The sequence below is a fragment of the Streptomyces sp. NBC_01264 genome (genome assembly GCF_026340675.1).
GTDB lineage: Bacteria > Actinomycetota > Actinomycetes > Streptomycetales > Streptomycetaceae > Streptomyces.
The window spans coordinates 3,062,398-3,080,598 of sequence record NZ_JAPEOX010000001.1 but is presented as its reverse complement, the minus strand read 5'-3'; the positions used below and the strand labels follow the sequence as shown (position 1 = coordinate 3,080,598).

17 protein-coding genes are annotated in these 18,201 nt (G+C 72.9%); 8 read left to right on the top strand and 9 right to left on the bottom strand.

The features are described from left to right. Nucleotides 1-30: 30 nt before the first annotated feature. Nucleotides 31-690, top strand: a complete 660-nt coding sequence (locus tag OG435_RS14095) for a spherulation-specific family 4 protein (protein WP_266881724.1) — start codon at nucleotides 31-33, stop codon at nucleotides 688-690. After that, nucleotides 687-1,544, top strand: a complete 858-nt coding sequence (locus OG435_RS14090; RefSeq protein ID WP_266877167.1) for an endo alpha-1,4 polygalactosaminidase — start codon at nucleotides 687-689, stop codon at nucleotides 1,542-1,544. The genes OG435_RS14095 and OG435_RS14090 overlap by 4 nt, the downstream gene beginning before the upstream one ends. A 31-nt stretch (nucleotides 1,545-1,575) precedes the next feature. Here the strand turns inward: OG435_RS14090 and OG435_RS14085 are convergent, their stop codons facing one another. The 6 genes from OG435_RS14085 to OG435_RS14060 all read right to left on the bottom strand — a co-directional run bounded on the left by OG435_RS14085 (nucleotide 1,576) and on the right by OG435_RS14060 (nucleotide 9,110). Further along, nucleotides 1,576-2,598 (bottom strand): hypothetical protein, encoded by a 1,023-nt coding sequence (locus OG435_RS14085; protein WP_266877166.1) that lies wholly within the window; start codon nucleotides 2,596-2,598, stop codon nucleotides 1,576-1,578. A gap of 144 nt (nucleotides 2,599-2,742) precedes the next feature. Next, nucleotides 2,743-3,924, bottom strand: a complete 1,182-nt coding sequence (locus OG435_RS14080) for a sensor histidine kinase (RefSeq protein WP_266881722.1) — start codon at nucleotides 3,922-3,924, stop codon at nucleotides 2,743-2,745. A 71-nt stretch (nucleotides 3,925-3,995) separates the two neighbouring features. Continuing rightward, nucleotides 3,996-4,751 carry a hypothetical protein gene (locus OG435_RS14075; protein WP_266877165.1) on the bottom strand — a complete coding sequence of 252 codons (756 nt, stop codon included), beginning with the start codon at nucleotides 4,749-4,751 and terminating at the stop codon, nucleotides 3,996-3,998. Continuing rightward, a complete protein-coding gene (locus OG435_RS14070; protein WP_266877164.1) occupies nucleotides 4,748-6,685 on the bottom strand; it encodes a phosphatidylglycerol lysyltransferase domain-containing protein in 1,938 nt (645 codons plus the stop codon). Before OG435_RS14070 ends, OG435_RS14075 begins: the two co-directional genes overlap by 4 nt. A gap of 83 nt (nucleotides 6,686-6,768) precedes the next feature. Beyond that, nucleotides 6,769-7,830, bottom strand: coding sequence for a nicotinate-nucleotide--dimethylbenzimidazole phosphoribosyltransferase (gene cobT / locus OG435_RS14065; protein ID WP_266877163.1), 1,062 nt, complete (start codon nucleotides 7,828-7,830; stop codon nucleotides 6,769-6,771). A 74-nt stretch (nucleotides 7,831-7,904) separates the two neighbouring features. Continuing rightward, the gene (locus OG435_RS14060; RefSeq protein ID WP_266877162.1) at nucleotides 7,905-9,110 is read right to left on the bottom strand and encodes a bifunctional adenosylcobinamide kinase/adenosylcobinamide-phosphate guanylyltransferase; all 1,206 of its coding nucleotides are present in this window, start codon (nucleotides 9,108-9,110) and stop codon (nucleotides 7,905-7,907) included. Between the two features lie 104 nt (nucleotides 9,111-9,214). On the opposite strand from OG435_RS14060, the gene OG435_RS14055 reads away from it, so the two are divergent. Continuing rightward, entirely contained in the window at nucleotides 9,215-9,427 is a 213-nt protein-coding gene (locus tag OG435_RS14055; RefSeq protein ID WP_266877161.1) for a hypothetical protein, read from the top strand. A gap of 86 nt (nucleotides 9,428-9,513) precedes the next feature. Here the strand turns inward: OG435_RS14055 and OG435_RS14050 are convergent, their stop codons facing one another. Together OG435_RS14050 and OG435_RS14045 are read right to left on the bottom strand one after the other, a co-directional pair. After that, complete coding sequence (locus OG435_RS14050) at nucleotides 9,514-10,236, bottom strand: class I SAM-dependent methyltransferase (protein ID WP_266877160.1); 723 nt, start codon at nucleotides 10,234-10,236, stop codon at nucleotides 9,514-9,516. An 89-nt stretch (nucleotides 10,237-10,325) separates the two neighbouring features. Next, nucleotides 10,326-10,925: a DUF3043 domain-containing protein gene (locus tag OG435_RS14045; RefSeq protein ID WP_266877159.1), complete on the bottom strand. Its 600-nt coding sequence runs from the start codon at nucleotides 10,923-10,925 to the stop codon at nucleotides 10,326-10,328. Nucleotides 10,926-11,165: 240 nt separating this feature from the next. Here OG435_RS14045 and OG435_RS14040 point away from each other — a divergent pair, with 240 nt between their 5' ends. Beyond that, a complete protein-coding gene (locus tag OG435_RS14040) occupies nucleotides 11,166-11,960 on the top strand; it encodes a PspA/IM30 family protein (RefSeq protein WP_266877158.1) in 795 nt (264 codons plus the stop codon). A gap of 13 nt (nucleotides 11,961-11,973) precedes the next feature. After that, nucleotides 11,974-12,252 (top strand): PspA-associated protein PspAA, encoded by a 279-nt coding sequence (gene pspAA, locus OG435_RS14035; protein ID WP_266877157.1) that lies wholly within the window; start codon nucleotides 11,974-11,976, stop codon nucleotides 12,250-12,252. Between the two features lie 68 nt (nucleotides 12,253-12,320). Here pspAA and OG435_RS14030 read toward each other — a convergent pair whose 3' ends face one another. After that, nucleotides 12,321-13,088 (bottom strand): hypothetical protein, encoded by a 768-nt coding sequence (locus OG435_RS14030; protein ID WP_266877156.1) that lies wholly within the window; start codon nucleotides 13,086-13,088, stop codon nucleotides 12,321-12,323. Nucleotides 13,089-13,158: 70 nt separating this feature from the next. On the opposite strand from OG435_RS14030, the gene OG435_RS14025 reads away from it, so the two are divergent. From OG435_RS14025 to OG435_RS14015, 3 genes are all read left to right on the top strand, one after another. Then, on the top strand, nucleotides 13,159-13,980 hold the full coding sequence (locus OG435_RS14025; RefSeq protein WP_266877155.1) for an adenosylcobinamide-GDP ribazoletransferase: 822 nt from the start codon (nucleotides 13,159-13,161) through the stop codon (nucleotides 13,978-13,980). 85 nt (nucleotides 13,981-14,065) lie between these two features. Next, entirely contained in the window at nucleotides 14,066-14,782 is a 717-nt protein-coding gene (locus OG435_RS14020) for a response regulator (protein WP_266877154.1), read from the top strand. A 210-nt stretch (nucleotides 14,783-14,992) separates the two neighbouring features. Continuing rightward, on the top strand, nucleotides 14,993-18,124 hold the full coding sequence (locus OG435_RS14015; protein WP_266877153.1) for an efflux RND transporter permease subunit: 3,132 nt from the start codon (nucleotides 14,993-14,995) through the stop codon (nucleotides 18,122-18,124). Nucleotides 18,125-18,201: the final 77 nt, after the last annotated feature.

The window sequence follows — 18,201 nt, the reverse complement described above, 5'->3', positions numbered from 1 at the left end:
CACGTGAACCCGTACGAGAAGAAGGACCTCATGCTCCTGGTGCCCCTCTACGAGCACCCCGCCGACCGCCCCGAGTACTGGGAGCGGCTCATCCGCTCCGCGGGCCGGCTGCACTCCGTGGTGCTCAACCCCGCCAGCGGGCCGGGCGAGGCCCCCGACGAGCGGTTCGCCGCCGTGGCGGAGCGGCTGCGCGGGGCCGGGGTGCCCGTCCTGGGGTACGTCGACACCGACTACGGGCGCCGCCCGCACGCCGCCGTGGTCCAGGACCTGCTGCGCCACCGCGACTGGTACGCCGCCGACGGGACCTTCCTGGACCAGGCCGCGGCGGGCCCGGAGTTCCTGCCGCACTACCGGCGGCTCGCCGTCGCGGCGCGGGCCGCCGGGGCCCGTACCGTGGTCCTGAACCACGGAGTGCACCCGCACCCGGGCTACGCCGAACTCGCCGACCTGCTCGTCACCTTCGAGGGCCCCTGGGACGCCTACCGGGACGCGGCCGTTCCCCCGTGGACCGCCGACCATCCCGCCCAGCGGTTCTGCCACCTCGTCTACGCCGTCCCGCCGGGCGCCCCGGCCGCCGAACTCGCCGAACGGCTCGCGGCCCAGCGCGGGGCGGGGGTGCACTGCGCGGTCCCGGGGACCGGCGCGCACCCGTGGGGGACCCTGCCGTACGCACTGGAGGCCGCCGGATGAGACGCCCGCCCACCCGCCGGGCCGGCCGCCGCGCCCTGCTGCTCCTCGCCCTCGTCCCCGTCCTCCTGCTCGCGGCCTGCACCTCCGGCCCGGACGGGGACGAGGACCGGCCCGACGACCTCTCGCCGGCCCCGGCGCCGGGCGAGCGCTGGCGGCCGGCGCCCGGGGTCAGCTGGCAGTGGCAGCTCACCGGGAAGCTCGACACCTCCGTGAAGGCCGCGGTCTACGACATCGACGGGTTCACCACCACCAAGGAGCAGGTCGCCGAGCTGAACGCGGCCGGCCGGCGGACCATCTGCTACCTCTCCACCGGGGCGTGGGAGGACTTCCGCCCGGACGCCGAGGCCTTCCCGCCGTCGATGCGCGGGACGGGCAACGGCTGGGAGGGCGAGCGCTGGCTCGACATCCGGCGGCTCACGGAACTGGAACCGCTGATCGCCAAGCGGTTCGACATGTGCCGGGACAAGGGCTTCGACGCGGTGGAGCCGGACAACATGGACGCCTACCGCAACACGTCCGGCTTCCCTCTCACCGCCGGCGACCAGCTGAAGTACAACCGGCTGATCGCGCGGCTCGCGCACGACCGGGGGCTGTCGGTCGGGCTGAAGAACGATCTGGACCAGATCCCGGAGCTGGTGGGGGACTTCGACTTCGCGGTCAACGAGCAGTGCGCCCAGTACGACGAGTGCGCCCGGCTGACCCCGTTCATCGCGGCGGGCAAGGCGGTCTTCCACGTGGAGTACGAACTCCCGGCGGGCCGGTTCTGCGCCGGCACCACCACGCTGAAGCTCAGCTCCCTGGAGAAGAAGTACGACCTGGGCGCCTGGCGCAGGACCTGCGGCCGGGCGCGGTGATCCGGCCGGTCCGGGCACGGGCCGGGGCGGCTCAGCTCCGCAGGTTCGCCCGGGAGGAGGGGGTTTGGCCGTTCTGGGCCTCCTGGGCGCGCTGCGCCACCATCTGCGCGAGCGCCTGCAGCGTTTCGACCTCGTAGTCGTCGTTGCTGCCCTTCTCGGACACGTAGACGACCACGGTGCCGACGCGGGCGAGTGCCAGGCCCTGCCCCTTGGACATCTCGGCGGCGGACGACTGGTCGCCGAGCGCCGGCATGGCCAGCGGGCGGCCGCTCCGCAGGCTCGTCCCGGCGATGTCCTCGTAGACGCGTTGCGCGTCGGCGGCGGAGGCGCAGGCGACCACCGCGAAGGACGCCGACTGGTCGAAGGGGTTGCGGAACGATGCCTGGGCCGTGTGCAGCACCCCCTTGCAGTCCGTGCCGTCCGGGCAGGCGTCGGCGCCGGATTCGAGGGAGTCCGTGGAGCGGGTGGTCCAGCCGGTCGGCATGCTGTGGAGGTCGGGCGCGACGGACGAGACCACCGCCGGGTCATCGAGCACCTTGACCTGGCGCCCGCCTCCGCGGCTTCCGCCGGGCGACTGCCCGTCGTCGTCCGTGACCAGCCGGCCGAGCCCGTAGATGGCCGTGACCAGCAGCGCGGCGATCAGCAGGAGGCCCACGAGCGCGCCCGGGCTGCCCTGGCGGATCTTGGTGACCGCCTGGTCGCCGAGGACGAAGGTGCCCCGGGCCCGGCCGTTGCGGTCGATGTTGATGCTGCCGACGAGGCTGGGCGGCGAGGCCGGCGGGGGCGGGGCCAGCACGCTCGCCAGGTACGCGGCGAACGCGGGGTCCTCAGACAGCACCGCCGCGAGCTTCTCGCGCAGCTGCGAGCGGGCGTCGGGATCCTCCGGTGTCCGCTCCACCGCGGCGACGGCCTCGGCCCCCTGGTCCACGCCGTTCAGCCTGCCGCGCACCAGGTCGACGACCATTCCGCCGGCCGCGCCGCCGGCCGAGGTCACCGCCGCGGTGGCCGCCCGAGCCACCGCGTCCACCGTCGCCGCCGCCAGATCCATTGCCATGACGTCCCCCCGGACCTCGACTCACACCGAATCAATGCCTGAAGTCTGTAGGGGAGTTGATGATTTGTCAGGCATCGGGACAAGCCGAATCCCGGCCGGGGAGGGCCTCTTTCGGCCGGTCCGCTCAGCCCACCGGGAGGCCCCTCAGCCCACCGGAAGGATCGCGTGCACCCGGTAGCCGCCCCCGAAGCGGGGCCCGGCGAAGCAGGAACCGCCCAGGGCCACCGCCCGCTCGCGCATGCCGAGCAGACCGTGCCCGCCGCCCGGGTCGCGGGGCTCCGGCGAGGGGTCCGCCGCGGAGCCGCCGTCGTCCAGCACGGTCACCTCCACCGAGCCGCCCACCCGCACCACGCTGACCTCGGCGCCGGCCCCCGGCCCCGCGTGCTTGCGGACGTTGGTCAGCGCCTCCTGGATCACCCGGTACGCCGCCAGGTCCACGGCGGCGGGCAGCGGAACCGCGGCGGCCGGGCCCAGCTGGACCATCACCTTCACCGGGAGCCCGGCGTGCCGGAAGGTGCCCACCAGGTCGTCCAGGACGGCCAGACCGGGCGCCGGCTCGGTCGGCGCCTCCGGGTCGCCGGACTGGCGCAGCAGCCCGACGGTCGCCCGCAGTTCGTTCAGCGCCGAGCGGCTGGCGTCCCGTACGTGGGCGAGGGCCTCCTTGGCCTGGTCCGGGCGCTTGTCCATGACGTGCGCGGCCACTCCCGCCTGCACGTTGACCAGGGCGATGTGGTGGGCCACCACGTCGTGCAGGTCCCGGGCGATCCGCAGCCGCTCCTCGGCGACCCGGCGCCGGGCCTCCTCCTCGCGGGTCCGCTCGGCGCGCTCGGCCCGCTCCTGGATGGCGTCGATGAAGGCCCGCCGGCTGCGCACCGCGTCCCCGGCGGCGGCGGCCATGCCGGTCCAGGCGAAGATGCCGAGGTTCTCCTGGGAGTACCAGGGCAGCGGCCCGGCCAGCATGGCCACTCCCGTCAGCCCGGCCATGGTGAGCAGGCCGAGCCGCCAGGTGGTGGGCCGGTCGGTGCGCGAGGCCACGGTGTAGAGGGCGATCACCGTGCACATGGCGACGGGCGCCCGCGGCTCCCCGGTCGTGAGTTCCAGCAGCGAGAGCCCGACGGTCACGGCCAGCACCGCGCGCGGCCGTCGGCGCCGCAACACCAGGGTGCCCGCGCCGAGCACCATGAGGACGAGCGAGAACGGCTCGGGGGTACGGGTCCCGAAGGTCGGCCCGTACTCCCCGTGCGGGTCGGCGAAGGACGCCACGACCATGGCGACGAGCGCCCCGAGCGCCAGTACGGCGTCGGTGGCCAGCGGATGGTCCCGCATCCACTGCCGCGTGGGAGCGAGCGGCCCGAGGTGTGTCGTCACCCCGATACGGTACGGCCCCGCACGCCGGATCAGACCCGCGGCGGCGGGACGGGCGGCGTCCCGGGCGGGGCGGGGGGAGGGACCGGGGGCGGCGCCCCGGCCGGGGGCCGCCCCAGCGGGGTGCGGGAGCGCTCCGGGCCCCACTTGGCGCGGACCAGGCAGATCAGCATCACCGAGGCGATGGCGGCCAGGTGCTCCTTGCCCGCCAGGTTGTCCTTGAAGAGCAGCTCGCCGATCATCACCAGGATCACCAAGGAGCCGGTCAGGTACGCCCGGTAGCGCCAGCAGACGTACACGGCGAGCCCGACCACCGCCGCCGAGGGCCCGGTGTCGTTGACGATCCGGTCCGAGTCGGGCAGCCCGAAGGGGTGGTGCGGGCCCAGTGAGAGCCCGATCCGCGCGTACGTGGTCCCGGCCAGGGTGGCCACGTAGCCGATGACCAGCGTGCGCCACCAGCCGATGCAGATCTCCGAGATCCCGAAGACGAGCAGGATCTGTGCGAGCGCCCCCCACACCGGCAGGTCCAGCGCGGGGACGAACAGCGACAGCGGGGTCCGCAGCAGGGCCAGCCACAGCGGGTCCACGGCTTTGACCGACCCGAGGTCCTGCACCGGCTGGAAGCCCCATGACGTCTGCTGGACGATCTGGAACACCAGGGTCAGGCAGACCGCGCCGAGGGTCATCGGGATCGCCCGCCACGTGTCGCGGACGAGCGCGTCCCGGACCGTCCGGTACAGGGGCCCCCACTCGCGGTCGGCGAACCGCCGCAGTGAGGCAGTGGTCAACGCTTGCTCTCCAGATGTCTGCGGTGCATCCACTTCGGCAGCCCGGGTGCTTCCAGGAAGCCCTCGGCCCGGCCCGCCGCGATCCCGATCCGCAGAAGGTCCGAACTCTTCTCGAAGAGCATGAACCGCGGTTCCCAGATCGGCCGGTATTTGGCGTTGGCCCGGTAGAGGGACTCGATCTGCCACCAGCGCGAGAAGAAGCTCAGCAGCGAGCGCCACATGCGCAGCACCGGACCGGCGCCGAGCTTCGACCCGCGCTCGAAGACGGAACGGAACATCGCGAAGTTCAGCGAGACCTGTGTGACCCCGATCTCCTTTGACCGCTCCAGGAGTTCGATGACCATGAACTCCATCAGACCGTTCTCGGAATCCCGGTCACGGCGCATCAGGTCCAGCGACAGCCCCTTGGGTCCCCAGGGCACGAAGGACAGCACGGCGCGCAGCTCGCCCTCGCCGTCGAAGCACTCCAGCATCACGCACTGGCCGTCGTCGGGATCGCCCAGCCGGCCCAGTGCCATGGAGAAGCCGCGCTCGGTCGCGCCGTCGCGCCAGTCGTCGGCGCGCAGCAGGAGTACGTCCATCTCCTCGGCCGGGATGTCGGCGTGGCGGCGGATGCGGACGGTGTACCCGGCCCGCTTGACGCGGTTGTACGCCTGGCGGACGGTGCGCATGGCGCGGCCCTCCAGGGTGAACTCGTCGGTCTCGACGATGGCCTCGTCGCCCAGCTCCAGTGCGTCCAGTCCGTGCCGGGCGTAGATCTGCCCGGCCTCCTCGCTCGCGCCCATCACGGCGGGCACCCAGCCGTGCTCGCGGGCCTCGGCCAGCCACGGGTCGATGGCGCCGGGCCAGGCCTCGGGGTCGCCGATCGGGTCGCCGGAGGCCAGGGAGACCCCGCCGACGACGCGGTAGGTGACCGCGGCCTTGCCGGTGGGGGACCAGATGACGGACTTCTCGCGGCGCAGCGCGAAGTAGCCCAGCGAGTCGCGGTCGCCGTGCCGGGCGAGCAGCAGGCGCAGCTTCTCCTCGTCCTCCTCGCCGAGCGGGTCCACGGCGCGGCGCGAGCGGAAGGCGGCGAACAGGACGGCGAGGAGCAGCAGCGTGGACATGACGTTGATGGCCACGTCCACCCAGCCCGGGGTGGTGATCGTGTTGTAGGCCTTGTCGTCCGGAGCCAGGGTGACCAGCCGCATCACGCCGTACCGCCAGCGGGCCAGGAACGTGGCGTCCGCGGCGTCCGGGTCGGTGTTGGTCGCGCCGACGACCAGGGCGGCGACCAGCGAGGTCACCAGCAGGCCGACGGAGGCGACCAGGCTGGCCAGGAGCGGGTTGGAGCGGTCGCCCTTGGCGTAGAACTCCCGGCGGCCCAGCAGCAGGGCGCCGACGAAGAGCGCGGTCAGCCCGAAGGCCACCCAGTTCTGCGGGTGGACGCGGAACTCCGGGTAGCAGAACTCGTACCCGCCCCCCGAGCACGGGGTGAAGGAGGCGGCGGCGGCCATCACGAAGGCCGCCAGCAGCAGCCCGCTGAGCACCAGGTTCAGGATCCAGGCCGCGCGTTTGCGGCGGCCCATGGTGACGGTCAGCAGCAGCGAGAAGGCCGCCGAGGCGAAGCCCGCCGTGAGCAGGTACGGGGTGTAGAAATCGGCGGTGCTGTGCCGGCGCAGGTCCTGGCCGAGCGAGAACCACACCGCGCTGAGCAGGTTGACGAAGGTGACGGCGCGCAGGTACCACACCGCGAACGTGGCGCTGCGCCGCGAGCGGACACTTCCGCGGCCGTTCTCCCGGCCGGGAGACGTGGCTCCCTGTGGGTTCCCCTGGGCGTTGGCCTGGGTGTTCCCCCGCGCGCCCCCCGGATTGTTTCTGCCGTTCGGATCCCCACCGGTTCCTCGGTCGGTCTTCCGATCGGTCTCTGCGCTGGTCAAACGGACCTCTCCCATAAAAAGCGATGATATGGGGCATCGCGGTCCGTGCTGGGGTCCCTGAGGGCCGCGGCCTGGTCAGGACCGCGGGCCCCGGTGACTCATTCGGTCGGCTCGGCCGCTCGCTCGGGGAGTTCCGCCGCGAGTGCGGCGGCCGCCTGGACGAGGGGGAGAGCCAGCAGCGCCCCGGTTCCTTCTCCCACAGTGACGCCGTGGTCGAGCACGGGGTTGAGTGCCATCCGGTCCAGTGCCTTCGCCTGGCCCGGCTCCCCGCTGGCCTGTCCGGCCAGCCACCAGTCCGGGGCCCGGAAAGCGGCCCGCTGGGCCACCAGCCCGCAGGCCGCCGAGACGACCCCGTCGAGGATCACGGGGGTGCGGCGCACCGCGCACTGGAGCAGGAAGCCGGTGATCGCCGCGACGTCGGCGCCGCCCACGGTGGCGAGCAGCGCCACCTGATCCCCGAGGACGGGCCGGGCGCGTCGCAGCGCGTCGCGGATGGCCGCGCACTTGCGCATCCAGGTCAGGTCGTCGATCGGCATGCCGCCGCGGCCGGTGACCACGGAGGCGTCCGTCCCGCACAGGGCGGCGACCAGGGTCGCGGCGACGGTGGTTCCGCCGACGCTCAGGTCGCCGAGCACGACCAGGTCGGTCCCGGAGTCGGCTTCCTCGTCGGCGATCCGCATCCCGAGGAGCAGCGCGGCCTCGGCCTCCTCGGTCGTCAGCGCGTCCTCGACGTCGATCCGCCCGCTGCCGCGCCGGACGCGGTGCTTGGTGATCTCCGGGGGCAGCAGGTCGAGGTGGCAGTCCAGGCCGGCGTCCACGATCCGTACGGAGGCCCCGAGCCGCGCGGCCAGCACCGCCACCGGGCTCCGGCCGTCCAGGACGGCCCGCACCAGCTCGTGCGCGGTGCCGGCGGCACGTACGGAGACCCCCTCGGAGGCCACCCCGTGGTCGGCGGCGAACAGCACGACGCGCGGCCGCTCGATCGGCTTGACCGGCACCCGGCCCTGCGCGGCGGCGAGCCACTCGGCGAGTTCGTCGAGCCGCCCCAGCGCCCCGACCGGCACGGCCAGCCGTTCACGGCGTTCCTCGGCGTCACGCCGGACGCCCCCGTCGGGGCGCTCGATCAGATCGGAGAAGTCGTCGAGATTCAGCGTGGTCATTTGCCAGAGGGTACAGCGGCCTCCCGGGCTGCCCGAACGGTCCGTGCACCACCTTTCACCACCGGTCCCCGCGGCTACTGCTTCAGGACCAGCGCCTGCCCCGCCACCACCAGGAGCACGTGCTCGCACTCCCCGGCGACCCCGGCGTTCAGCCGCCCCAGCTCGTCGCGGAACCGCCGCCCCGACGCCGTCGCGGGAACGACCCCGGAGCCGACCTCGTTGCTGACCAGCACCACCTGGCGACGGGTGGCCCGGACCGCCGCCACCAGTTCACCGATGCGCGCGGCCAGCTCCTTGCTCCCCCCGCCCGCCCAGACGGAGTCGTCCCAGGCACCGGCCCGGTCCATCGCGTCCGTGAGCCACAGCGCCAGGCAGTCGACGAGCAGCGCCGGCCCCTCCTGCTCCAGCAGCGGCACCAGGTCGCAGGTCTCCACCGTCCGCCAGGACGCCGCCCTGCGCTCGCGGTGGAGCCCGACCCGCGCGGCCCACTCCGGGTCGCCCTCGCGGGTACCGCCCGTGGCCACGTAGACGACCTCCGGGTAGCCGGCCAGCCGGCGCTCGGCCTCGTACGACTTGCCCGAGCGGGCCCCGCCCAGGACCAGGGTCCGCCGCGGCACCTCGGGCGCCGGCCGGTACTCCCCGGCCGCCACGGTGGTCCCGTCCGTCACCGTCCGCGCGCCCGCTGCGGCGCAGCGGCGCTCCAGTTCCGCGCCCGGCGGGGTGTCGTGGTCCAGGTGGACCGCGATCACGTCCGTCGCCGGGCCCACCGCCCCGCTGGCCCGCAGCCGCGCCAGTGCCTCCGGCCGGCTGAGCACGTCCGCGAGGACCACGTCGTACGGGCGCCGCCCGCTGGTGCCGGACGTCCCGGCCGGGGCGCCGCCCGGCGGCAGGTACAGCATCCGGGCACCGTCCGGCCCGGTCACCTCGTACCCGGTGCCCGGCGCGTCCATCGGCACGGCCCGCACCCGGTGCCCGGAGATCACCGCGAGCTCCCGCCCGTCCGGGACCCGCCCGGCCGCCGGCAGCCCCGGCGGCAGCTCCACGGGCGGGCCGTCGTGCGGGTGGGTCAGCAGGACCTGCCGTACGGCGGCCAGCGAATGCCCCGCCCGGGCGCCGGCGAGCACCGCCCCGGGGGTCAGGTCCAGCAGCAGCGCCCCGTCCACGAGCACGGAGGTGGCGGCGCGCGCCCGGGGCCCCACGGAGAGTGCGCACGCGGCGCAGGGACAGCCGGGGCGGGGCAGTCCTTCGGGTGTGCCGGTGCCGAGCAGAGTGAGTTCCACAGGACGATCCTCCCGCGTCGCCGGGACTGCTGCGCGCCCGGTTAGTCTGCGGGCACACTCAAGGCGAGAAGCGTGTGAGAAGCGGACGAGCAACGGAGGCGGACATGGCGTGGACGTGGCGGTTCGAGGCGGCCGACGGCGATGAGGCGAGCCCGTCGGTGGTGCCGGAGGAGTTCACCACGCAGGGGGACGCCGAATCCTGGATCGGCGAGTACTGGAAGGACCTGCTGGAGGGCGGCACCGAACAGGTGAAGCTGTCCGACGACAAAGGGGTCCAGCTCTACACGATGAGCCTGCGCGAGGCCGCGGAACTCTAACCGGCGCTGCCCGGCGCTGCCCGGGTACGCGAGAGCCCGGACCCCTCAGGGGTCCGGGCTCTGCCACGTGAAGAACACCTCGGGGCTCAGCCCCGTACGCCGCACAGGTGCAGCAGCGCGGCGACCCCGCGGTAGGGGTCGGTCCGCCCGGCGCGGTCCTCGGCGGCGAGCAGCCGCTCCAGCTCCGCGTCGGCCGGGAGCTCGTCTCCGGCCTCGGTGCCGTCGGTGAAGACGCGTACGCCGTACCAGGTCTGCAGCGGGGCGCCGATCCCGGACAGGGTCGCGGTCAGCGTGGCCAGCCGGTCGGCGCGCACGTCCAGGCCCAGCCGGTTCGTGTAGTCGACGCCTTCGAAGGCGGACAGCGCCGCCGTCCAGTCACCGTGCAGGCCGGGCCGCATGGCGAGGGCGTCGCCGTTGCGCACCAGCAGGGACAGCAGCCCGCCGGGGGCCAGCATCCGGGCGAGCCCGGCCAGCATGGCGTCCGGCTCGGCGACGTACATGAGGACGCCGTGGCAGAGCACGACGTCGAAGCTGCCCGGCAGGAAGTGCGCGCCGGTCTCCCGGCCGTCGCCCTCCATGAGGCGGACGCGGTCCTGGATCCCGGGGGGCTCGGCAGCCAGCACCTCACGGGCGACGGTCAGCATCGCCGGATCCTGCTCCAGCCCGGTCACCATGTGCCCGGCGCGGGCCAGGCGCAGTGCCTGCGTGCCCTGGCCCATGCCGACGTCGAGGACGCGCAGCCGCTGCCCCACGGGGAAGCGGTGCGCGATCTGCTCGTCGACCTGCCGGCCGACGAGCTCCTGGCGCACCGCGTTGCGGAGCCCGCCGAGGCCTTCCAGCCACAGCCGGGCCCCGTCCGCGAAGCCACCCCCGCCGAACGCTCCGGGCGTTCCTCGGCTCAGGGCCGTTCCCCGCGCTTGACCTGCGGCTTCGGCAGACGCAGCCGGCGCATCTGGAGGGTGCGCATCAGGCCGTACGCGACGGCGCCGCGCTTGGGCTCGTTCGGGAAGCGCTCGTTCAGGGCCTTGCGCAGGCGGATGAACATGCCGATGGAGTCGACGATGATCAGCGCGATCACGCCGAGCCACAGCAGCAGCGCGATGTTCTGGATGGACGACACCCGCACCATGCTCAGCACCAGGATGATCACGGCCAGCGGCAGGAACATCTCGGCGACGGAGAAGCGGGAGTCCACGAAGTCGCGCACGTACCGGCGCACGGGACCCTTGTCCCGGTTGGGCAGATAACGCTCGTCGCCATTGGCGAGGGCTTCGCGCTGCTTGGTCATCTCGACCCGGCGGCGCTCACGAGCCCGCTTGGCATCCTCCTTGCGGTTGCCGGTCGAAGCCACCACGGCCTTGCGCTGCGACTGGGCCACAGCACGCTTCGGCGTCGGGCGGCCCTTCGGGGCCTGAGGGTCACGGGACTGCGAGAGGTCGGCGCTCACCTTGTCGGTGGCGGCGTCCTTCTCTTCCTTGGAGGATCGGCTACCAAACACAAACCCAAGGGTACGTGGTTGTGGGCACGCGCCCCGTCCCGGCGGGGAACGATCCGGCAACGGCGGGCGTCCTACCTGGGGGAGCACCTACTCCTTACGCCTGACACGGCCGACGAGCAGTCGTCCTGGAGGAGGAGCGCATCCCCGCTCGAACAGTGCGGTAATAGAGACAGGGCCCGTACTGTGGGTCTTGTTGGTGACCTGGAGCACAGTCCGTCTAGAAGGGGGCGCGCGAAGCCCATGAGCGGTGTCATGAAGCGTATGGGGATGATCTTCCGCGCGAAGGCGAACAAGGCCCTGGACCGGGCCGAGGACCCGCGCGAGACCCTCGACTACTCGTACCAGAAGCAGCTCGAACTGCTTCAGAAGGTGCGCCGCGGCGTCGCCGACGTGGCGACCTCCCGCAAGCGGCTGGAGCTGCAGCTCAACCAGCTCCAGGGCCAGTCCAGCAAGCTGGAGGACCAGGGCCGCAAGGCGCTGGCCCTGGGCCGCGAGGACCTGGCCCGCGAGGCCCTGTCCCGCCGCGCCTCGCTGCAGCAGCAGGTCAGCGACCTGGAGGTGCAGCACCAGACCCTCCAGGGCGAGGAGGAGAAGCTGACGCTGGCCGCGCAGCGGCTGCAGGCCAAGGTGGACGCCTTCCGCACCAAGAAGGAGACCATCAAGGCCACGTACACGGCCGCCCAGGCGCAGACGCGGATCGCCGAGTCCTTCTCCGGCATCTCCGAGGAGATGAGCGACGTCGGCCTCGCCATCCAGCGGGCCGAGGACAAGACGGCGCAGCTCCAGGCCCGCGCCGGCGCGATCGACGAGCTGCTCGCCTCCGGCGCGCTCGACGACCAGAGCGGCCTCGGCTCCAAGGACGACATCCAGGCCGAGCTCGACCGGCTCTCCGGCGGGACCGACGTGGAGCTGGAGCTCCAGCGCATGAAGGCCGAGCTGGCGGGCGGCCCCTCCGCCCAGCAGCAGTCCATCGAGGGCGGCGCCCCGGGCGCCGGCCAGCAGTCGCAGACCCAGCACCGGTTCGACAAGCAGTAGGACGGGGCCCGTCATGATTGTCCGCGTCATGGGGGAAGGTCAGGTGGAGCTGGCGGACAGCCACTTCACCGAGCTCAACAAGCTGGACGACGAACTGCTCGCGGAGATGGAGAGCGGCGACGAGGAGGGCTTCCGGCGCACGCTGGGCCAGCTCCTCGAAGCCGTACGGCGGCTCGGCACACCACTGCCCGACGAGGCGCTGGAGCCGTCCGAGCTGATCCTGCCCGGCCCCGACGCCTCGCTGGACGAGGTACGGGAGATGCTCAAGGACGACGGGCTGATCCCGGGCTGACCGGGGACGGACGGACGTAGAAGAGAGAGGAGGGCACGCCCCACGGGGGCGGGCCCTCCTCTCCTACGTCAGTGCGGCTCCTTCTTCGAGGCCCGCCGCTCCGGGTCGGGCGTCCCGCCGATGAAGTTCTCGAACTTGCGCCGCGGCGAGGCCCACCGGCGGTCGTGGTGGAAGGCGCGCAGCCCGGCCTTGGCGCGGGCCTTCGGGCGGTTGGCGTAGAACTTCTTCGCGTACGGGGAATCGGGCCGGGCCAGCCGGATCGCGCCGATCAGCGCGACGAAGGGGATGACCGTGCCGAAGAAGGCGGTGCGCGCCTTGCCCTTCCACAGGGCGATCAGGGCGAGGAAGAAGTTGGTCGCCGTGTTCATGGCGACCAGCCCGCGGTTGTGCCGCTCGTCCTCGGTGAGGTCGTTGACCCCGAACGGCAGGAAGCCGCCCAGCACCAGCGCCACGATCGCCGCCGTCAGGACCACGATCTCCACGCTCTTGCGTCCCTGCTCGCTCCAGTAGACGTCGTCCAGGTGCAGGATCAGCGCGAACTCGTCCAGCACCAGCCCCGCTCCCAGCCCGAAGATCACGGCCGACAGGCCCGCCCCGAAGCTGTGCCGGGCGCTGCCGATCGCACCGAAGCCGCCGATGATCACGAGGATCACGCCCGGGACCACGTGGTGGATGTGCATCCCGCCCGGCGTGACGTTCTTGAAGGGCCCCCGGCCGACCCGGATCATGCGGGTGATCACGCGGGTGACCAGGAAGGACACGACGAAGGAGACCAGCGCGAGGAGCAGCGGGAGCTTCCCCGGCTCCACGATGTTGCGATACCACCAGTGACCCATGCCACCACCTCCCGATTTGGGGTGTATTGGGTAACCTACCTGCCTCGTCGAGCGGGTAGCGTTCGCGCCGATGACAGATTCGTACGACGGCCCGTCCCCGACCCCGCCCCCGGAGCGCGCCTCGCTGCTCGACGGGGTGCGCTTCGCCTTCGGCACGCTCACCGTGCTGCCCACCCGCATCACCCGCTGGGACCGCCCCGCCGCCCGCACCGGCATGGCCTGCGCCCCGCTCGCCGGGCTCGTCGTGGGGCTCCTCGCGGCCGCGCCCGGCGTGGTCCTGCTGCTGTGCGGCGGGGGTCCGCTGCTCGCCGCCGCCGTCACCGTCGCCGTACCGGCGGCCCTGACCCGCGCCCTGCACCTGGACGGCCTCGCCGACACGGCGGACGGGCTGGGCAGCGCCAAGCCGGCCGACGCCGCGCTGCGCATCATGAAGCAGTCCGACATCGGGCCCTTCGGGGTGGTGGTGCTGGTGTTCACGCTGCTGGTCCAGGTCGCCGCCCTGGCCGACGTGTACGCCGACAGCTGGATCCGGGGCGCCCTGGCCGCCGTGGTCGCCTCCGTCACCGCCCGGCTCGCCATGACCCTGGCCTCCCGCGACGGGGTCCCCGCGGCCCGCCCCGAGGGGCTGGGCGCGGCGGTCGCCGGAGTCGTCCCGCGCGAGGCCGCCGCCGCGGTCGCCGGACTCGTGCTGGTGCTGTCCGCCGCCGCCGCGCTGCCGCTGGGCCTGCCGGCCGCCGCGCAGCACGCGGCGGCGGTCCTGGCCGCCCTGCTGGCCGCGGAAGCCCTGCTCCGCCGCTGCGTAGGCCGCTTCGACGGGGTCACCGGTGACGTGTTCGGAGCCCTGGCCGAGGTCTCGGCGACCGCGGCCCTGGTCGTACTGGCCCTGGGCTAGGGGGTGTCTTGGCCGGCACCGGCCACCCGCCAGGTCCCGCCCGCCCGCCGGGCCCCCGCCGCGCGGGACGACGTAGGGTCGGGGCGTGGAAAAGACCCCGAACCAGGCCCCGACGCCCATCCGGGTGCTCCTCGCCGACGACCAGGCCCTGCTGCGCAGCGCGTTCAAGGTGCTCGTCGACTCCGAGGCCGACATGTGTGTCGTCGGGGAGGCCTCCGACGGGGCGCAGGCCTTCGAGCTGGCGCGCACGGAGCGGCCCGACGTCGTGCTCATGGACATCCGGATGCCCGGCACCGACGGCCTCGCCGCCACCCGGCTGATCAGCGCCGACCCCGAACTGGCCGGGGTCCGCGTGGTGATGCTGACGACCTTCGAGGTGGACGAGTACGTGGCGGCCTCCCTGCGGGCGGGCGCCTCCGGGTTCCTCGGCAAGGGAGCCGAGCCCGAGGAGCTGCTCAACGCCATCCGCGTCGCGGCCGCCGGCGACGCGCTGCTCTCCCCGGCCGCCACGAAGGGGCTCATCGCCACCTTCCTCGCGCAGGGCGGCGGCGAGGGGGACACCCCCGCCGCGGGCGCCGCCCACCTGCAGCGCCTGGCGGCACTGACCGGACGCGAGCGCGAGGTCCTCGTCCTCGTGGCGGCGGGCCTGTCCAACGACGAGATCGCCCGCCGGCTGGAAGTCAGCCCGCTCACCGTCAAGACCCACGTGAACCGGGCCATGTCCAAGCTCGGCGCCCGCGATCGGGCGCAATTGGTGGTCATCGCGTACGAATCGGGACTTGTGCGGCCCAGGGCCGACTAGTTCGCGGTGGTTCGGAGCGGTTCTGAGCAGTCCGGAGTAGTCCGCGCCTACTGCGGACGCGGTATGCCCTGGATAAGGACGGGACCTGGGAGCGACGTCGGCGTGCCCGTGCGCGGGAGAGGCTGAGGGGCCCCGCGCGTGCCCGAAGGCACGGCCGTCCGTCATGCCTCGTAGACGTCACCGCGTCCCTGCAGAGAGATCCCCATAGCCATGTTCCGGCTGTCCCGCTTCAGCCTCGCCCAGAGGGCGCTGATCGGCCTCGTGTCGCTCGTCGCGCTGCTCTTCGGCGCCATTGCCATCCCGCAGCTCAAGCAGCAGCTGCTGCCCTCCATCGACCTGCCGATGGTGACCGTGCTCGCGCCGTACCAGGGCGCCTCGCCCGACGTGGTGGAGAAGCAGGTCGTCGAACCGATCGAGGCCCTGCTCAAGGGCGTCGACGGCATCACCGGCATCACCTCCACCGCCAGCGAGGGCAACGCCCTCATCATGGCGACCTTCGACTACGGCGACGAGGGCACCAAGCAGCTCGTCGCCGACGTCCAGCAGGCAGTCAACCGGGCCCGCGTACGGCTGCCCGCCGAGGTCGACCCGCAGGTGATCGCCGGTTCCACCGACGACATCCCGACCGTGGTCCTCGCCGTCACCTCCGACAAGGACCAGCAGGCGCTGGCCGACCAGCTGACCACGTCCGTGGTCCCCGCGCTGGAGGACATCGCGGGCGTCGGCCAGGTCACCGTCGACGGGGTCCGGGACCTCCAGGTCACCGTCACCCCCGACGACGCCAAGCTCGCCGCCGCCGGACTCGACGGCGCGGCCCTGGCCCAGGGCCTCCAGGCGGGCGGCGCCACCGTCCCCGCCGGCTCCTTCGACGAGGCGGGCAAGAACCGCACCGTGCGCGTCGGTTCGGGCTACACCTCGCTCGCCCAGCTGGAGGACCTGCGCCTCACCGCCGGACCGGGCAAGCCCGCCGTGCGCCTCGGCGACGTGGCGAGCGTGAAGCAGGAGCCGGCCAAGGCGGACTCCCTCACCCGCACCAACGGCAAGCCCAGCCTGGCCCTGGTCCTCACCATGGACAAGGACGGCAGCGCCGTCGCCATCTCGGACGCGGTCAAGGACAAGCTGCCCGAGCTCCGCACCACCCTCGGCTCCGGCGCCGACCTGGCCGTGGTCAGCGACCAGGGCCCGGCCGTCGCCAAGTCCATCTCGGGCCTGACCACCGAGGGCCTGCTCGGCCTGGTCTTCGCGGTCGTCGTGATCCTGGTCTTCCTCGGCTCGCTGCGCTCGACGCTGGTCACCGCGGTCTCCATCCCGCTGTCGGTCGTGCTCGCGCTGATCGTGCTGTGGACCCGGGACCTCTCCCTCAACATGCTGACGCTGGGCGCGCTCACCATCGCCATCGGCCGGGTCGTCGACGACTCGATCGTGGTCCTGGAGAACATCAAGCGCCACCTCGGCTACGGCGAGGAGCGGCAGCACGCGATCATCACCGCGGTCAAGGAGGTGGCCGGCGCGGTCACCTCCTCCACGCTCACCACCGTCGCCGTCTTCCTGCCGATCGCCTTCGTCGGCGGCATGGTCGGCCAGTTCTTCGGCCCGTTCTCCATCACCGTCACCGCGGCCCTGCTGGCCTCGCTGCTCGTCTCCCTGACGGTCGTGCCGGTGCTCTCGTACTGGTTCCTGCGCGCGCCGAAGGGCGTCAGCGAAGGGGACGCCGCGAGCATCGAGAAGGCCCGCCGCGAGGCCGAGGAGAAGGAGTCCCGCAGCAAGCTCCAGCAGTTCTACGTACGGGCGCTGGGCCTGGTCACCCGCCGCCGGGTCGCCACCCTGATCGTCGCCGTCGTGGTGCTCGTCGCGACGCTGGGCATGACCCCGCTGCTCAAGACGAACTTCTTCGACCAGGGCGAGCAGGAAGTCCTCAGCATCAAGCAGCAGTTGCCGCCCGGCACCTCGCTGGCCGCCGCGGACGAGGCGAGCCGCAAGGTCGAGAAGGTCCTGGACGGGACCGACGGGGTCAAGGACTACCAGGTCACCGTCGGCTCCTCCGGCTTCATGGCCGCCTTCGGCGGCGGTACGGGCTCCAACCAGGCCTCGTACCAGGTCACGCTGGAGGACTCCGGCAAGACCGAGGCCGCCAAGAAGCACATCGAGACCGCCCTGAAGGGGCTCGACGGCATCGGCGAGACCACCATCGCGGCCGGTGACGGCTTCGGCAGCCAGAACCTCAGCGTGGTCGTCAAGGCCGGCGACGGGGCCGTCCTGGCCCAGGCCGCCGAGCAGGTCCGCGCCGAGGTGGCGAAGATCGAGGACGTCACCGACGTCCAGAGCGACCTGTCCCAGTCCGTGCCCCGGATCTCGGTCACCGCCACCCCCAAGGCTGCGGAGTTCGGCCTGAACCAGGCGGCGCTCGGCGCCATCGTCGGCCAGGCCGTACGCGGCAACCCGGCGGGCAAGGCCGTACTGGACGACACCGAGCGGGACATCGTCATCAAGTCCGCGCAGCCGGCCACCACCCTGGCCCAGCTGCGGGCGCTGCCCGTCGGCCCCGTGAAGCTCGGCGACATCGCCGAGGTCAAGGAGGTCCCCGGCCCCGTCGCGATGACCCGGATCGACGGCGCCCGCGCCGCGACCATCAGCGCGAAGCCGGTCGGTGACAACACCGGCGCCGTCAGCTCCACCCTGCAGACGAAGATCAAAGCCCTGGACCTGCCCGAGGGCGCCACGGCCACCATCGGCGGCGTCGGACAGGACCAGAGCGAGGCCTTCGGCCAGCTGGGCCTGGCCATGCTCGCGGCCATCGCGATCGTGTTCATGCTGCTGGTCGCGACGTTCCGCTCGCTGGTCCAGCCGCTGATCCTGCTGGTCTCGATCCCCTTCGCGGCGACCGGCGCGCTCGGCCTGCTGCTGATCACGGGCACCCCGCTCGGCGTCCCGGCGCTGATCGGCATGCTGATGCTCATCGGCATCGTCGTGACCAACGCGATCGTCCTGATCGACCTGGTCAACCAGTACCGGGCCCAGGGCTACGGCATCGTCGAGGCGGTCGTCGAGGGCGGCCGGCACCGACTGCGCCCGATCCTGATGACGGCACTGGCGACGATCTTCGCGCTGCTCCCGATGGCGCTGGGCGTCACCGGAGAGGGCGGCTTCATCTCGCAGCCGCTCGCGGTGGTCGTCATCGGCGGCCTGATCAGCTCCACCCTGCTGACCCTGCTCCTGGTGCCGACCCTCTACACGATGCTGGAGCTCCGCAAGGAGCGCCGCAGCGCGAAGAAGAGGGCCCGCCTGACCGTGGTCCCGGCCCCGGCCGCCTCCGCGGAGGACGAGAGCCCCGTCAAGGTCTGACGGACGCGGGAGACCCGTACACGCTGAAGGGCCGCCCCTCGCAGGAGGGGCGGCCCTTCGGTCGTCGTCACCGGGGT

Bases quoted from the DNA above. Each gene is read 5' to 3' on its own strand.
- cobT (WP_266877163.1), bottom strand. From the start codon at position 7,830: ATGACCACGCTGAATCTCGACGACTTCTCCGATCTGATCGAGCGCCCC.
- OG435_RS14040 (WP_266877158.1), top strand. From the start codon at position 11,166: ATGAGCGGTGTCATGAAGCGTATGGGGATGATCTTCCGCGCGAAGGCG.
- OG435_RS14025 (WP_266877155.1), top strand. From the start codon at position 13,159: ATGACAGATTCGTACGACGGCCCGTCCCCGACCCCGCCCCCGGAGCGC.
- pspAA (WP_266877157.1), top strand. From the start codon at position 11,974: ATGATTGTCCGCGTCATGGGGGAAGGTCAGGTGGAGCTGGCGGACAGC.
- OG435_RS14095 (WP_266881724.1), top strand. From the start codon at position 31: ATGCTCCTGGTGCCCCTCTACGAGCACCCCGCCGACCGCCCCGAGTAC.
- OG435_RS14090 (WP_266877167.1), top strand. From the start codon at position 687: ATGAGACGCCCGCCCACCCGCCGGGCCGGCCGCCGCGCCCTGCTGCTC.
- OG435_RS14030 (WP_266877156.1), bottom strand. From the start codon at position 13,088: ATGGGTCACTGGTGGTATCGCAACATCGTGGAGCCGGGGAAGCTCCCG.
- OG435_RS14070 (WP_266877164.1), bottom strand. From the start codon at position 6,685: ATGGGAGAGGTCCGTTTGACCAGCGCAGAGACCGATCGGAAGACCGAC.
- OG435_RS14080 (WP_266881722.1), bottom strand. From the start codon at position 3,924: ATGCGGGACCATCCGCTGGCCACCGACGCCGTACTGGCGCTCGGGGCG.
- OG435_RS14055 (WP_266877161.1), top strand. From the start codon at position 9,215: ATGGCGTGGACGTGGCGGTTCGAGGCGGCCGACGGCGATGAGGCGAGC.
- OG435_RS14015 (WP_266877153.1), top strand. From the start codon at position 14,993: ATGTTCCGGCTGTCCCGCTTCAGCCTCGCCCAGAGGGCGCTGATCGGC.
- OG435_RS14085 (WP_266877166.1), bottom strand. From the start codon at position 2,598: ATGGCAATGGATCTGGCGGCGGCGACGGTGGACGCGGTGGCTCGGGCG.